At 43.2% G+C, this 12,712-nt stretch carries 14 protein-coding genes and 2 pseudogenes; 9 read left to right on the forward strand and 7 right to left on the reverse strand.

Going from position 1 to position 12,712, the window contains the following annotated elements:
* Together F6K37_RS18780 and F6K37_RS18785 are read right to left on the reverse strand one after the other, a co-directional pair.
* Positions 1–240 (reverse strand): annotated as a pseudogene (locus tag F6K37_RS18780) (hypothetical protein); the annotation flags it as partial.
* Positions 241–856: 616 nt separating this feature from the next.
* On the reverse strand, positions 857–1,252 hold the full coding sequence (locus F6K37_RS18785) for a hypothetical protein (protein WP_287251552.1): 396 nt from the start codon (positions 1,250–1,252) through the stop codon (positions 857–859).
* A 479-nt stretch (positions 1,253–1,731) separates the two neighbouring features.
* Between F6K37_RS18785 and F6K37_RS18790 the strand changes: the two genes are divergently transcribed.
* Both F6K37_RS18790 and F6K37_RS18795 read left to right on the forward strand, forming a co-directional pair.
* On the forward strand, positions 1,732–2,307 hold the full coding sequence (locus tag F6K37_RS18790; protein ID WP_008186235.1) for a Uma2 family endonuclease: 576 nt from the start codon (positions 1,732–1,734) through the stop codon (positions 2,305–2,307).
* A gap of 17 nt (positions 2,308–2,324) precedes the next feature.
* The gene (locus tag F6K37_RS18795; RefSeq protein WP_267872055.1) at positions 2,325–2,453 is read left to right on the forward strand and encodes a hypothetical protein; all 129 of its coding nucleotides are present in this window, start codon (positions 2,325–2,327) and stop codon (positions 2,451–2,453) included.
* Here the strand turns inward: F6K37_RS18795 and F6K37_RS44695 are convergent.
* Positions 2,441–3,223: a globin domain-containing protein gene (locus tag F6K37_RS44695; protein ID WP_008186234.1), complete on the reverse strand. Its 783-nt coding sequence runs from the start codon at positions 3,221–3,223 to the stop codon at positions 2,441–2,443. The genes F6K37_RS18795 and F6K37_RS44695 overlap by 13 nt on opposite strands.
* Positions 3,224–3,392: 169 nt before the next feature.
* On the opposite strand from F6K37_RS44695, the gene F6K37_RS18810 reads away from it, so the two are divergent.
* Entirely contained in the window at positions 3,393–3,518 is a 126-nt protein-coding gene (locus F6K37_RS18810; protein ID WP_008186233.1) for a hypothetical protein, read from the forward strand.
* A gap of 55 nt (positions 3,519–3,573) precedes the next feature.
* Here the strand turns inward: F6K37_RS18810 and F6K37_RS18815 are convergent, their stop codons facing one another.
* A complete protein-coding gene (locus tag F6K37_RS18815) occupies positions 3,574–3,747 on the reverse strand; it encodes a hypothetical protein (protein ID WP_287251553.1) in 174 nt (57 codons plus the stop codon).
* Between F6K37_RS18815 and F6K37_RS18820 the strand changes: the two genes are divergently transcribed.
* Entirely contained in the window at positions 3,746–4,495 is a 750-nt protein-coding gene (locus F6K37_RS18820; protein ID WP_008186231.1) for a Crp/Fnr family transcriptional regulator, read from the forward strand. The genes F6K37_RS18815 and F6K37_RS18820 overlap by 2 nt on opposite strands.
* Before the next feature lie 185 nt (positions 4,496–4,680).
* On the opposite strand, the gene F6K37_RS18825 is transcribed toward F6K37_RS18820, so the two are convergent.
* Both F6K37_RS18825 and F6K37_RS18830 read right to left on the reverse strand, forming a co-directional pair.
* Positions 4,681–4,863, reverse strand: a complete 183-nt coding sequence (locus F6K37_RS18825) for a Sec-independent protein translocase subunit TatA/TatB (RefSeq protein WP_044493720.1) — start codon at positions 4,861–4,863, stop codon at positions 4,681–4,683.
* 202 nt (positions 4,864–5,065) lie between these two features.
* Complete coding sequence (locus F6K37_RS18830) at positions 5,066–6,259, reverse strand: RNA-guided endonuclease InsQ/TnpB family protein (protein WP_008186229.1); 1,194 nt, start codon at positions 6,257–6,259, stop codon at positions 5,066–5,068.
* Between the two features lie 679 nt (positions 6,260–6,938).
* Here F6K37_RS18830 and F6K37_RS18835 point away from each other — a divergent pair.
* From F6K37_RS18835 to F6K37_RS18855, 5 genes are all read left to right on the forward strand, one after another.
* Complete coding sequence (locus tag F6K37_RS18835) at positions 6,939–7,679, forward strand: phycocyanobilin:ferredoxin oxidoreductase (protein WP_008186228.1); 741 nt, start codon at positions 6,939–6,941, stop codon at positions 7,677–7,679.
* Positions 7,680–7,911: 232 nt separating this feature from the next.
* Positions 7,912–8,439, forward strand: a complete 528-nt coding sequence (locus F6K37_RS18840) for a MarR family winged helix-turn-helix transcriptional regulator (RefSeq protein ID WP_008186227.1) — start codon at positions 7,912–7,914, stop codon at positions 8,437–8,439.
* Positions 8,440–8,585: 146 nt separating this feature from the next.
* Positions 8,586–9,905, forward strand: a complete 1,320-nt coding sequence (locus tag F6K37_RS18845) for an ABC exporter membrane fusion protein (protein ID WP_008186226.1) — start codon at positions 8,586–8,588, stop codon at positions 9,903–9,905.
* Positions 9,906–10,107: 202 nt separating this feature from the next.
* Positions 10,108–11,256: an ABC transporter permease DevC gene (gene devC / locus F6K37_RS18850; RefSeq protein WP_008186225.1), complete on the forward strand. Its 1,149-nt coding sequence runs from the start codon at positions 10,108–10,110 to the stop codon at positions 11,254–11,256.
* A 55-nt stretch (positions 11,257–11,311) separates the two neighbouring features.
* Positions 11,312–12,007 carry a DevA family ABC transporter ATP-binding protein gene (locus F6K37_RS18855; protein ID WP_008186224.1) on the forward strand — a complete coding sequence of 232 codons (696 nt, stop codon included), beginning with the start codon at positions 11,312–11,314 and terminating at the stop codon, positions 12,005–12,007.
* 15 nt (positions 12,008–12,022) lie between these two features.
* Here F6K37_RS18855 and F6K37_RS18860 read toward each other — a convergent pair.
* Positions 12,023–12,580 (reverse strand): annotated as a pseudogene (locus F6K37_RS18860) (RNA-guided endonuclease InsQ/TnpB family protein); the annotation flags it as partial.
* Positions 12,581–12,712 lie beyond the last annotated feature (132 nt).

Here is a 12,712-nt window from a genome sequence, read left to right on the forward strand (position 1 = left end):
ATTAGGGTTGTTTTGCTGCTTCCCCCCTTGATTAGGCATCCGGTCATAGGCAGCACCAGAACGAAAGGTATAGTCTTCTTCTAAGTTAACTAATAAGGTAGTAATGGCATTCTCTTCTAAGGAAACTTCTTTCCCGTTGCGATCCTGAAGAAATAAGACCTCAAAAGCCTGACCTCCGGTTTTTACTCGGATGTAGCTGTTGAGTTGTTCCTTAAGAAACGAGAGAACATGTTCCAACATAGCTAGTATCTATCCCGCCTAATAATTGGAGGATAATCTTGACCAGAAGACTTTGATACTCCCGTCGCTAAATCGAAGATTATAGCGAGGGATTCTTAAGAGTATAAAACCCTTAACGGCTGAACCAAACAGCCTCTAGACCCTCCGATAAAATCCTTGGGGTTACTTGTATGTTTATGATCAGCTTAATTCCATGCGACAGAGGCTTTTCAGCTTGTCTTTTAATGCATATATTGGAACCTGAGAAAACTCTGATTGCTTCGTGTCCCTTAATCGTTTAATTTTGGGATTGTGATCGATAGCAATCTTGCTAATCGTGTAATCTTATCCTAACAAAAATAGGCAAGATACGCTACAAATTCATTCTCCAATTCCCCTACCGCTAAGTCTTCGACTATAACGGGAGTACCCTTGGAGTTGAATGATGGAATAGGGAAATACCTTTTCTATACTTCTAACTGCCACCAAAATAACACTAACATGAAAAACAAAGAAAGAGAGCAAATCCCGAAAAATGAAATATATCGTAATATTTTTCGGGATTTTCAACAATGAAATATATCGTAATATTTTTAGGAATTTTCAACTCGGATTATTTTTCGTAAGCATTCAGCCGTCAGCCGTCAGCCGTCAGCCGTTGGCCAATGGCTGATAGCTGAATGCAAGGCAATTGCTGAATCAAGGGATGAATAGGAGTGGGGTGGGCATCCTGGCCGTCTGGGAATTGTAACGGGCAAGATGCCCATTCCACCAACATGCCCATTCCACCAACATGCCCATTCCACCAACATGCCCATTCCACCAACATGCCCATTCCACCAACATGCCCATTCCACCAACATGCCCGTTCCACCAACATGCCCGTTCCACCAACATGCCCATTCCACCAACATGCCCGTTCCACCAACATGCCCGTTCCAGCAAGATGCCCATTCCACCAACATGCCCATTCCACCAACATGCCCGACAATCTAAGGAACAGGCAAGATGCCCGTTCCACCAACATGCCCATTCCACAAAACTCTTAAAATCATTCCATTATTAAGCAACGCCATCTCTATTGCCTGGTGGGCAGTTGGGTTTAGCCTAACGGGTATAGCCGTCCGCCCCCTTACTGCTTTTTAGGTGGGACTAATTTCTCTGAGGTTTCAATTAGGATTGGTATATATAGCGTTTGTATTTGAGTTGTGAATATAGGATTGATGGGAAAAGGGAGCAGGGAGGAGGGAGCAGGGACTGTAGGCCACGCGGGGCGCGTTCGGAGCAGTAGGAAAGAGCTTGGATGATTTTTTGGTGTTCTTAAAAATCAGCAAGATTGTTCATGACCTATTTATAAACCCTATATATAGGTATCCTAATTGAATTGTGAGAATTTGTGATGCCCTATTCCCTACTCCCTACTCCCTACTCCCTACTCCGTACTCCCTACTCCCTACTCCCTGTTCCCTTTGCTATAGATTACCAAATGTAAACTTTCCCGGATTGCTCAACATGACAACTATAACCACAGAAGGATTATACACCTTTGAAGAATACCTCAACTATGATGATGGTACCGACAACCGCTATGAATTGGTGGATGGGAGGTTAGAAATCATGAATCCACCAACCTTTAGGCATCTGCTGATTGCTAAGTTTATTGAACAAGTATTGGAAGCAGAAATTAATCGTTTGGGTTTGCCTTGGCTGTGTTTTAAAGAAGCTAGAATTCGGACAGGATGGCGCAAGTCACGGCTAAGTGATGTCTATGTGGTAACCAAAGATCAGGTAATGGCATTGCTAGATCACTCAGCAGTATGTGATACTCCTCCATTATTAGCAGTAGAGGTGGTGAGTCCTGATTCTGTTAAGCGAGATTATCGTTACAAACGTTCAGAGTATGCTGCCTTGGGAATCATTGAATATTGGATTGTTGACCCCCCGAAGAAAAAGGTTTCACTGCTGGTGTTAGAGGAAGGGTTATATCAGGAAACAGTGTTAACTGGAAATCAACGGTTAACATCACCTACGTTTCCTGAGCTGATGTTAACCGTTGAGCAAGTTTTGACTGCTGGTAATTTAAACTAAGTTGTTGTGCATTTAAAATGCACAACAGCAAGGCAGAAGGCAGAAGGCAGAAGGCAGAAGCGATGCATCGCTGTTCCCGACTCCCGACTCCCTACTCCCTACTCCCTACTCCCTACTCCCTACTCCTAGATTGCTATAATGATTGATAGATTTGATGTTCTCGGTTAATAAAAACATCAGCTAATATCTGATAAGCTTCTGTCCAAGCTGCTATCACTTCCTCTGTCGCCGCTTCATGCAACACATCCTTCATCGCTTGTAGTAGACTCTCTCCCACAATGGGATATTGTTCTGGTTTAACATGGGTTTTTACATGACGATGAGCAATCACCTCAACCATGGATTTTAAAGCCTCCATATTATCAATTTTGGTAGCATAACTATAGACTGCTGTCGCTAACTTAGCTGGTTGAGAACCATTGGCTTGAGCTGACATATCAAACTGTGCTTTTACCTCTGGATGGTTGTGAAACATGATTTCATACATCCGAGTAGTAATTTGCTTACCATTCTTTTTGAGCAGGGGAGCTGTGGACTTGATGATATCTATAGTTTCTTGGCTCACCTGATTCACCGGTTTGGGCTTTTCGGAGAGGGTTAGCAAAAATTTCAGATTCTCTTGGGCTTGTAACTTATGAGGTGCAAAAGCCGGTATAAAGATAAAGACTCCTGGTTCTAAGGTAATCTCTTTCTGGTCTAAGGTCAGAATTCCTTTCCCTTCAATTACCGTGATTGCGGCATTACGAGGTGAAGTATGCTCCTCAATTGCTGTACCTTTTGCCAAACACAATAGGGTGTATTGGCAATTGTTATCCTTGAGCAAAACTTTGCTAATCATCCCTGTATCTGGATAGTCAGCTAATTTTTGTAGGGGAGTGCTAAACGATGTGTTTGCTGTAGCGATCGCATTAACCATTATCCTTTCCTCATCTCAAATTTAGAAACTTCTAAGATTGGTAAATATCTCTGAACTCGTTGCTACTTTTACTGTGACAGAAAAAGTTAGCCCTGTCCTTGAGCTAGCTCATAAACGGAGTAATAGCAAAGGGAGTAGGGAGTAGGGAAAGGGAGGGAAGTGTGGGGAGATGGGGAGATGGGGAGATGGGGAGATGGGGAAATGGGGAGATGGGGAAATGGGGAGTCAGATGAGGATATGCATCAAGACCATTAGAAAAAAAGTATTTAAAGATACCAAATTAATCTCAAACTAATTCTTCCCTCTCCTCCCTCTCCCCACACTCTTGTGCTCTCCCCTCTCTCCCCACACTACCCCCTCTCCCCACACTCTTCTCCTTGTTCCCTGTTCCCTGTTCCCTGTTCCCTGTTCCCTGTTCCCTGCTCCCTGTTCCCTGCTCCCTGCTCCCTGTTCCCTGTTCCCTGCTCCCTACCAAATTCAGAAATACTATAACTATCAAACACTGTCAAAGGACTGGTAGGCATGGTCTCAATAGAACAATTAGCTCAAGTCTGGGTGCTGAAAGACCTAGAAACCTCAGCGCTAGAGAATCTTCAGCCTTATACCAATGTACGGGCTTATTTTCGGGATGAGATTGTGATCTACGAGGGCGATCGCCTCCCCTGCCAACTCTATGCCTTAATCAAGGGAACCCTGCAAATTAAAAAAACCGGGACTAATGGTAAAGAAAGCCTTTTGCGCATCATCCCTGAGGGTGATATTTTTGCGGCTCCGGCAATTTTTGGTAATGGTATTGCACCCGCAACAGTTATTTGTCAGGTGGACTCCCTAGTGCTAACCATAGAACGAGAGGCGCTGTTAGAGACCATTCGCCATACCCCAGAAGTGGCGTTGCGAATCCTGGAAGTCTTTAACCAACGCCTGCAACAAATTCATAACACCGTACATGGACTAATTTCTGAAAGGGCAATTGTACGACTGGTGCGTCTGCTGCAATACTATGCAACTCGCTATGGAACTGAGTCTGTTGCTCAGGGAGACTCCTTAAATATCAACCTTCCTTACTATCAAATTGCTCGCAGTATAGGTATAACCTATGAAGAATGCGTGCGTTTGTTCAAAAAGATAAATGCCATCAATTCAGTGGTTACCTACAAGCGGGGAGGCAAAATTATTATCAATGACTGGCAGCAGTTAGATGCGATCGCCTTTGGCGCGGCTGAGGCCTTTGGCCACGCTGCGCGAACGCCGATCGCGGACAACGAAGGATGAAAAGACTAGGGAGTCGGGAGTCGGGAGTCGGGAATCGGGAAAAAATCCTGTGTACCTCGTTTGTACCTCGTTACTATGAGAAACGTGCTGATTGCAGGAATTGATATAGCTTCCATCGCCTGGGATAACCAGGTCTTAACCGTAAAGTCAGCGTAGGATGACTCAATCCCTGAACGTTTTATTAATTATGAATCTTTCTGCTCAGTTTGTGACTCCTCAGGGTCTGATGTCGGATTATTCATCTCGTCTTTGAAGCCTCTGAGGGTTTTCCCTAGGGCGCTGCCGATTTCAGGAATTTTCTTCGGTCCAAAAATCACAACTGCCACAACGCCAATAATCATCACTTCGGGCCATCCTAAACCAAACATACCAATTTTCTCCAAACTCCTGTTAACTTTGAATTAACCTTGAACTGCTTGATAGCACTTAGCCCATCCTACTTCACGGCCAAGCAAAAAAATTCTCTAACAAATCTACTTTACGGTTTTACCAGGCGCACAATCAACCTAGGTCAATCTCGGTCGCCCACTCAAAGTATTGACACTCTCCGTCCTTCTAGGACGGGGATTCTTACTTCACAGAGCCGTCTTGCTCGACCAGGCCGGAGCCAGGAAAAGTAGAGGACAGTTCTCCATAAGCGTTCGGATCAATGATCCAGGTTCCTGTATGCCCTACAGTACCCAAGGCTCTTTTTAGAATATTGATAGCTGCATTATGGTCGCGATCCAACACACACCCGCACTTACAGGTATGGGTTCTAGTAGATAGCGATTTTTTGACAACTTCACCACAGTTTGAGCAATTTTGGCTAGTATAGGTAGGATTGACTGCTACAGTTTCTCTACCAAACTTTCGTCCAAAATACTCTAACCATTTTCTAAACTGATACCAACCTGCATCATTAATAGACTTGGAGAGACAGTGATTTTTGACCAAATTTCTCACCCTTAAATCTTCGTAAGCGACCACATCATTAGAGTGGATTACGCAACGCGCGAGTCTCTTCGCATGTTCTTCACGTTGCCTACTTATTTTAAGGTGCATCCTGCCTAATCTATTAACGGCTTTCTTACGGCTAGATGAGCCTTTATTTTTGCGAGAAACTCGGCGTTGATGAAACTTCAACCGCTTCTCGCCCTTGCGATAAAACCTTGGATTTGGCTCTGTGTTTCCCTTGGAATCGGTATAAAATTCTTTCAGTCCTACATCTAACCCAATGTTGGTATGTGATGGTTCTAGAGATTCTTTAACATCAGCTTTGACACAAAACTGGACATAGTAACCATCTGCTCGACGTACTAACCTAACTCGCTTGATCAGCTTTTGGTCGTAACGCCACAGTTCCCAGGTTCCCTTGAGTTTTAGTTTCCCAATTCCTTTTTTGTCTAAGAATTTTATTGATTTGGTATCAAGGGAAAGTTTCCAGCCTGATGTCTTGTATTCAACTGACCGGGAAAACTTTTTAAACTTGGGATAACCCTTTTTGCCAGGGACTTGTTTTTTACACTTATCGTAAAACCTAGAAATTGAACTATAGGCTCTTTCCACTGAAGTTTGACAGGCATGAGAGTTTAAGTCTTTAACAAAAGGATATTCAGCTCTGAGCCACGTGTTATAGCGATACAGGTCTTTTTGTCCTATCCCTTTATTGTCCATCCAGTAACGGATGCACTTATTTCGTACAAACTGACCAGTACGTATCGCCTCATCTATGGCGGCATATTGAGTTTTATTCCCTTTGACCTTAAATTCTAATACTATCATCTTGACGTGGGACAACTCTAGGTAACATTGTAGCACAAAAAGAAAAAGCCGTCCGTTGTTCGCGCAGCGTGGCCTACGGCCAAGTTACCGTAAGATAGTGGAGTCTTTATGGTTGGCAGGCTATGCGTAAAAGGGTTAAAACTTATTGATTAAGACTCCACAATAAACAGGTTTCGTCTCCTAGAAGGACGGGGCTTGAGACCCAAATTTTTGGTCATTTTCGGGCGGGCAGGATGCCCACCCCACTCACCTTCATCCGAAGATTCAGCAATGCCCCGCTAGTCCATGCTACTAGCAAGGAATTTTATGCGATCGCAAACAAAATCCTTTATCCAATCCCAGCAGTAACAAAGTTTTGTGTAGCGTTACAGGATTGACCATGGCAAGCTGATATCCTAAGCTTATCCGAAGTCCATACTAGGATATCTTGCTGCAATTGATGGTGACCGATAAGGTGAGAAGATAGAGGTCGAAGGATGAAGGAGGAAAGATAAAGTATAAAAATATACCATTTGCAAAGGTTACAATCAATGCAATGGTTGATACTTCAAGTCTTGCATGCCTTTTGTCTTTTGCCTACCCCTCTTGTTAAGGGGGATAATGGGGGGAGAACCCATCCAACCCTTTTGTCTGCAAGCCTGTTGCCTCCATTTTACCCATAGCCTTTAAGTGTTAAGGAATGTCAACCACTTCCACGCCATCCCTAAGAACCCAACAAAACCCTCTGTGCGCTAAGCTGGCAGACTGTATAGAGTCGAACTGGCGGCGCTACTTCGACCTTTCTCCTTATCATTTACCAGCCGAGTTAGGCTACGTGGAAGGACGGCTTGAGGGAGAGAAACTGACTATCGAAAACCGTTGCTATCAGACACGTCAGTTTCGGAAAATGCACCTGGAATTGGCAAAAATAGGTAAGATGTTGGACATTTTACACTGTGTAATGTTTCCTCGTCCAGAGTATGCTCTGCCCATGTTTGGCTGTGATGTGGTGGCAGCTAGAGGACAAATTAGTGCTGCGATCGCAGACCTTTCTCCACTCAACCCTAAACGTACCTTACCAGAAGCCTATCACTGTTCGTTACAGACCCTACCAAAACCTGAGTTTAAACAGCCCCGTGACTTACCACCTTGGGCAGACATTTTTTCAGAATTTTGCATTTTTGTGCGTCCCAATGGTCCAGAAGAAGAAGCACAGTTCCTGGCATGGGTGGATGATTTATTACAGATTCACTGTGCCCATGCTGCTAATGCCCTACCGGTCTCTAGAGAAAAGCAAGCAGAAATTATTGCTAGTCAACACTATTATTGCAGCAAGCAGCGGCAGAATGACAAAACCCGGCGGGTGCTTGAAAAAGCTTTTGGTGTTGAATGGGCAGAGAACTATATGACCTCGGTACTATTTGACTTGCCAGTATCTTGATACTTAATCAATCGTAAAGCTGATTAGTTTGCTGATTAGTTTAGGGATGGAGCAATGGATGATAGCGGTTCTCATATTAATGAGGTACACAGGATTTTTTTCCTGTTACCTGTTCCCTGTTACCTGTTCCCTGTTCCCTAAAATCCACAACTTGTATACCTCACCTATTTGAGAAATACTATAGTAAGGCACGATAATAATAAGTCGGCAAACTTTTTTAAGGGGATAGACTATGTTCACTAGACGTGACCTTCCCTCAGAGCAGGAACTGCTAAATTTCGCGAGACAGTACCCTGAGCTAGATATAGAATCAGTGTTTACTTGTCTGTCGTTCCTGAAAACTACCACTGAAATCTACGAAGCGATTGACACTCATATGGGTCGCTACGAGTTATCAATCGGTAAGTTTACTGTACTCATGCTATTACACAAAGCGGGTTCGTTAGGCTTGACTCCTTCCGAATGTGCTCAACAGGCTGGTGTTACTCGTGGGACGATCACAGGTCTGCTTGATGGTCTTGAACGTCAAGGGTTAGTTAAACGCCAGCCCCACCCAGATGACCGACGGATGCTGATGGTTAACCTGACTCCAAACGGTTGGCAGTTCTTGAAGCAAATGCTTCCCGAGCACTTTAATCGGGTGACAGGTTTGATGGCTAACCTGACTGGCGCAGAAAAGAAAACCTTCGTTAAACTTTTAGCAAAGTTGCGAGCGGGAACCCCTGCTATGCACTCAGCTGAATTTCAGCTGAGCCAGTAATGAGGGATTGCTCAAAAAATCTGTTAGCGGTGCTCATCTAGTATTTACTTTATGGTAAATTAAATAGTAAGGAGCCATATAATATGGCACACAAGAGATGGTTATGACTCATATAACCGACAAAGGTTGATTTAACCGGAGGAGTCATGGAGCCAAAAATTGGCATAAAAGATCAGGGATTCTCAAAGCCCCTAAGCCGTTGGGTGATTGTACTGGCTGGTGTTGGGATTCTGGCAACTGTGGTCGCTAGCGGATATAGTTTGGAAATGGTCCGTGAGCGCCCACCAGAACCAGTGCCATCCGCCAGTAAAACCCCAGCTATCCGAGCTGTCACGGCTCTAGGACGTTTCGAACCTGAGGGGGAAGTTATTCAATTAGCTGCTCCAACAACTTTTCAAGCACCAAGGGTGGCTCAGTTACTGGTTAAGGAAGGGGATAAAGTAGGTGCCAATCAATTGATTGCCATCATGGAAAATCGCGGACGCTTACAAGCGGATTTAGAACGGGCAAAAGCGGAGGTTAAAGTAAGCCGTGCGAACTTGGAGAAAGTCAAAGCCGGTGCTAAAAGCGGCACCATTGCTGCTCAGGAGGCTAAGATTAAACGACTAGAGGCAGAGTATCGGGGGCAGAAGGAGGCGCTACAAACTCGCATTGACCGTTTACAGACTCAGCTGCAAGAAACACAACAAGAGAAAGATGCCACAGTCAGGCGATTAGAGGCTCAGTTAAGGAATGTCCAAGCAGATTTTCAGCGCTATCAGCAGTTAGAACGAGACGGTGCGATCGCAATTTCCGAATTGGACAGCCGCCGCCTAAACGTAGAAACTGCCCAAGAGAGCGTGAGTGAAGCCATAGCCAACCGCACCCAAACTATAAGCACCCTCAGGGAACAACTCAAAGAAGCTATGGTCAACCGCAAGCAGACCCTAGCTGTAGTAGAAGCACAGATTAACGAAGCCAAAGCTACCCTAGAAGAGATTAAAGAAGTACGTCTTGTAGATATTAGACAGGCTGACGCAGAGCTAGAAATGGCTATGGCACAAGTCAAGCAAGCCGAAGCAGAATTAAAATTTGCTTACGTCCATTCTCCACTAGATAGTCAAGTTTTGAAAATTAACACTTATCCAGGAGAAACCGTAGATCAAGAAAAGGGAATTGTGGAACTAGGGCAAACTGACCAAATGATGGTTGTTGCTGAAGTCTACGAAAGTGATATTGGTAAAGTCAAGCTAGGACAGAAAGTAACAATTATTAGTGAAAGCAAGGCATTTGAGGGTAAACTCAATGGCAGTGTAGTTAGAATTGGGCAACAAATTGACAAACAGGATGTTCTTGACACTGATCCAGCCGCTGACGTAGATGCCAGAGTTGTTGAAGTAGATATTCGTCTAAATCCAGAAGACAGCAAGACCGTGACTGATTTAACTAACTCCCAAGTCATCGTAAAAATAGTTATTAGTAATTAGTCAATCGCTTTGCTCCAATTAAAAATTATCAATTCAAAATTCAAAACTAACCTATAAATTAATTCGTGGGCTTGTATCCGGTGGAAACACTTACAAAGTATAAGGTTATTCATTTTTAATTTTTAATTTTTAATTTTTAATTTTTAATTTTTAATTTTTAATTTTTAATTAAAAAATAGTAATTAACCAGTAAATATTAATCATGAAAATACCTTTAGCATGGTTACAATTGACCCATGAAAAAATGCGTTTGCTGGTGGCACTGGCAGGAATTGCTTTTGCCGATATTTTAATGTTTATGCAAATGGGTTTTAGGGATGCCCTGTTTGCCAGTAATGTGACACTACATAATAGCTTACAGGGTGACATTTTTTTGATTAGTCCCCAGTCCCAATCAATACTCGCTCTGAAAAGTTTTCCTAGTCGCAGGTTGTATCAAAGTATTGCATTTGATGGGGTCAAATCGATCCGTGGGATATATATGGACTATGGCCTCTGGAAAAATCCTCAAACCCGTGAAACTCGCAATGTACTTGTGATTGGGTTTAATCCTACTGACAACGTCTTCAATTTATCTGGAGTAACCAGCAATCTGGATACGATAAAAATGCCCGATGTAGTTTTGTTCGATGACAGCTCCAGACCTGAATATGGTCCTATTGCTGAAGAGTTTAATCAGGGCAAGGAGATAACCACTGAAGTCAAAGAACGTCGCATTCGAGTAGGAGGCTTATTCACCCTAGGGGCTTCCTTTGCAGCAGATGGAAATGTGATCACCAGTGATTTAAACTTTTTACGCCTTTTCCCTGATCGCCATAAAGGACTAATTGATATCGGTTTGATTAAATTAGAACCAGGGTTAGATGTGGAGATAGTTGTAGAGAATATGAGGCGCGAACTTTCTAAGGATGTTAGAGTTTTATCCAAGGAAGAGTTTGTTAATTGGGAGAAAGCTTACTGGCAAAGCAGTACATCAATAGGCTTTATTTTTACCCTCGGTAGCGCTATGGGATTTATCGTGGGTACAGTGATTGTTTATCAAATTCTATATACTGATGTCGCGGATCATTTGCCTGAGTATGCTACCCTTAAAGCCATGGGTTATAAAACCAGGTATCTATTGATAGTTGTTTTTCAAGAAGCTCTGATTCTGGCAATTTTAGGTTATTTTCCTGGATATGGACTGGCACTAGGGTTGTATAGTTTAACGAAAAATGCTACCAGTTTACCCATAGCCATGAGTCTAGCTAGGGCAGTGACAGTTTTGATTCTGACGATTATTATGTGTTGTATTTCCGGTGCGATCGCGATCGGGAAACTCCAAGCAGCCGATCCCGCTGATATTTTTTAAACTATTGCTAAAACTATAATCAATAACCAATAACTAGCTAGGAAGGAAAACTGTCATGGTGGACGAAGCAGTTGTATCCATTAAGCATCTTAATCATTACTTTGGTAAAGGTTTTCTACGGAAACAGGTTTTGTTTGATATTGACCTAGACATCCACCAAGGAGAAATTGTGTTGATGACTGGTCCTTCTGGATCGGGTAAGACGACATTACTAACCCTAATCGGAGGATTGCGATCGCCTCAATCTGGTAGTCTTAAAATCCTAGGACAGCAACTGCTGGGAGCCAATAAACGTAATTTGATAGCGGTGCGGCGTCATATTGGCTATATTTTCCAGGCTCATAACTTACTCAAGAGTTTAACAGCTCGCCAAAATGTGCAAATGTCAGCAGAACTACACCCAGAACTTTCTGTTAAAGATGCTATTACTAAATCAGTAGCTATATTGGAAGAAGTGGGCTTAGGTAAGTGGGTGAATTACTACCCAGATAAACTTTCTGGAGGACAAAAACAACGAGTCGCGATCGCTCGTGCTTTAGTGGGTAATCCCAAGATACTCTTAGCCGATGAACCAACAGCAGCACTAGACAGTAAATCCGGTCGTGAAGTGGTGGATTTAATGCAGCAGTTAGCTAAAGAACAGGGCTGTACAATTTTACTCGTTACTCACGACAATCGAATTCTCGATATTGCTGACCGGATTGTTAATATGGAAGATGGGCGTCTGAATGGTATCAAAGCAGTTAGATGAACTACCACCTGCTTGCTACGCAGAGCAGGTGGTTTCCAGCTTCACAGGGGATTGCCTTAGCTTGGGTTTACTTCCTCGCTTTGGTCTTACATCCCCTCCACTAGCAGAATCCCCCGTCCCAGAGGATTGTAATATCCTGATACCTTCTGCTCTAATGTTCTTGGCTGCATTCTCATCTCTATCATGGTGAGCGCCACAGTTAGGACATTTCCAAGCCCTGATATCTAATGGCATTTCACTCACTTGATAAAGGCAACTATAACATGTTTTAGAGCTAGGAAACCATTTGTCAATTTCCACTAGTACCTTGCCTTCCTTTTCTAATTTGTAAGACAAGAAATTGACAAACATCCCCCATCCGGCATCCAATATTGCTTTAGCTAGATTGTGGTTCCGAAGCATACCCTTAGTATTGAGGTTTTCAACTACGATGACTTGGTTATCGTCAACAAGCTTTCTTGATAGCTTATGTAAGTAGTCTTGACGGGTATTGCTAATACGTTCGTGAACCCTAGCAACTATTCTTCTGGCTTTGTTTCTGGTGTTACTACCTTTTTGTTTTCTAGATAATTTATTTGGGTGTGGCTCTTTTGGAAAGACGTTTGGTCAGGTTTAGAGAGGTATCGGAAGAGTAGGAGGAGCAGTAATAGAGCAACGAGCTTGAATTAGTCGTTTCATCAAAGGAAGGCCATCTTTGTACAAAGA

The organism is Moorena sp. SIO4E2 (genome assembly GCF_010671945.1).
Taxonomy (GTDB): Bacteria; Cyanobacteriota; Cyanobacteriia; order Cyanobacteriales; family Coleofasciculaceae; genus Moorena; species Moorena producens.

Excerpts from the sequence above, each read along its gene's own strand:
- F6K37_RS18830 (WP_008186229.1), bottom strand. The coding sequence starts at position 6,259 with ATGATAGTATTAGAATTTAAGGTCAAAGGGAATAAAACTCAATATGCC.
- F6K37_RS18820 (WP_008186231.1), top strand. The coding sequence starts at position 3,746 with ATGGTCTCAATAGAACAATTAGCTCAAGTCTGGGTGCTGAAAGACCTA.
- F6K37_RS18795 (WP_267872055.1), top strand. The coding sequence starts at position 2,325 with ATGCACAACAGCAAGGCAGAAGGCAGAAGGCAGAAGGCAGAAGCGATG.
- F6K37_RS18840 (WP_008186227.1), top strand. The coding sequence starts at position 7,912 with ATGTTCACTAGACGTGACCTTCCCTCAGAGCAGGAACTGCTAAATTTC.
- F6K37_RS18845 (WP_008186226.1), top strand. The coding sequence starts at position 8,586 with ATGGAGCCAAAAATTGGCATAAAAGATCAGGGATTCTCAAAGCCCCTA.
- F6K37_RS18815 (WP_287251553.1), bottom strand. The coding sequence starts at position 3,747 with ATGCCTACCAGTCCTTTGACAGTGTTTGATAGTTATAGTATTTCTGAA.
- F6K37_RS18825 (WP_044493720.1), bottom strand. The coding sequence starts at position 4,863 with ATGTTTGGTTTAGGATGGCCCGAAGTGATGATTATTGGCGTTGTGGCA.
- F6K37_RS18810 (WP_008186233.1), top strand. The coding sequence starts at position 3,393 with ATGGGGAGATGGGGAGATGGGGAGATGGGGAAATGGGGAGATGGGGAA.
- F6K37_RS18790 (WP_008186235.1), top strand. The coding sequence starts at position 1,732 with ATGACAACTATAACCACAGAAGGATTATACACCTTTGAAGAATACCTC.
- F6K37_RS18855 (WP_008186224.1), top strand. The coding sequence starts at position 11,312 with ATGGTGGACGAAGCAGTTGTATCCATTAAGCATCTTAATCATTACTTT.
- devC (WP_008186225.1), top strand. The coding sequence starts at position 10,108 with ATGAAAATACCTTTAGCATGGTTACAATTGACCCATGAAAAAATGCGT.
- F6K37_RS18835 (WP_008186228.1), top strand. The coding sequence starts at position 6,939 with ATGTCAACCACTTCCACGCCATCCCTAAGAACCCAACAAAACCCTCTG.
- F6K37_RS18785 (WP_287251552.1), bottom strand. The coding sequence starts at position 1,252 with ATGGGCATGTTGGTGGAACGGGCATCTTGCCTGTTCCTTAGATTGTCG.
- F6K37_RS44695 (WP_008186234.1), bottom strand. The coding sequence starts at position 3,223 with ATGGTTAATGCGATCGCTACAGCAAACACATCGTTTAGCACTCCCCTA.